General features: G+C 64.2%; 2 protein-coding genes. Both read left to right on the top strand.

Features of this window, described 5'->3' with window-relative positions; translation table 11 throughout:
* The coding region (locus RGCCGE502_RS34315) for an electron transfer flavoprotein subunit beta/FixA family protein (RefSeq protein WP_016558832.1) at positions 1-263 on the top strand (263 nt) is incomplete at its 5' end.
* Positions 264-288: 25 nt separating this feature from the next.
* The coding region (locus tag RGCCGE502_RS34320) for an electron transfer flavoprotein subunit alpha/FixB family protein (RefSeq protein WP_016558833.1) at positions 289-1,210 on the top strand (922 nt) is incomplete at its 3' end.

Below are 1,210 nucleotides of genomic sequence, written 5' to 3' on the forward strand. Positions count from 1 at the left end.
TGCAGACCATCGACGTCAAGCTCCCGGCCGTGGTCACCACTGATCTCCGCCTCAACGAGCCACGCTACGCTTCGCTGCCGAACATCATGAAGGCGAAGAAGAAGCCGCTCGACAGACAAGCTCCTGCCGATTTCGGCGTCTCCACCGCGCCTCGCCTGAAGGTCTTGAAGACCGAAGAGCCGTCCGGCCGCAAGGCGGGCATCAAGGTCAAGTCGGTCGCCGAGCTGGTTGAAAAGCTGAAGACCGAAGCCGGCGTCCTCTAGGGTTCGAGAAAGGGAGATTACATCCATGGCCATTCTTCTTCTGGCTGACCACGACGGCAGCCACCTTTCCGACCAGACCGCCAAGACGCTGACGGCGGCATCGAAGATCGGCGGCGACGTCACCATCCTCGTCGCCGGTGCCGGCGCCAAGGCTGCAGCCGAACAAGCTGCCAAGCTTTCCGGTGTCGCCAAGGTGCTGGTTGCCGAGGACGCAAGCCTTGCCAACAACCTCGCCGAACCCCTGGCGGCCCTGATCGTTTCACTCGCGGCAAGCTATGACACGCTCATCGCCGCCGCCACCTCGACCGGCAAGAACGTCATGCCGCGCGTTGCCGCCCTGCTCGACGTCGCCCAGGTCTCGGAAATCATTGAAGTGGTCTCGGCGGACACCTTCAAGCGACCGATCTATGCCGGCAACGCCATCCAGACGGTACAGGCGACCGACGCCAAGAAGGTCATCACCGTGCGCACTGCCTCCTTCGCCGCCGCTGCCGAAGGCGGTTCCGCCGCGGTTGAGACCGTCGCGGCTGCTGCCAATCCCGGTCTGTCGACCTTCGTCAAGGACGCACTGTCGGCCTCCGACCGTCCGGAACTGACCTCGGCGAAGATCATCATCTCGGGTGGCCGGGCGCTGGGCTCGGCCGAGAAGTTCAAGGAAGTCATCCTGCCGGTCGCCGATAAGCTCGGGGCCGCCGTCGGCGCCTCGCGCGCCGCCGTCGATGCCGGCTACGCCCCGAACGACTGGCAGGTCGGGCAGACCGGCAAGGTGGTTGCACCTGACCTCTACATCGCCTGCGGCATCTCCGGTGCCATCCAGCATCTCGCCGGCATGAAGGATTCCAAGGTCATCGTCGCCATCAACAAGGACGAAGAGGCGCCAATCTTCCAGGTCGCCGACTACGGCCTCGTCGCTGATCTGTTCGAAGCCCTGCCGGAACTAGAGAAGG

This window comes from Rhizobium grahamii CCGE 502 (assembly GCF_000298315.2).
GTDB lineage: Bacteria > Pseudomonadota > Alphaproteobacteria > Rhizobiales > Rhizobiaceae > Rhizobium > Rhizobium grahamii.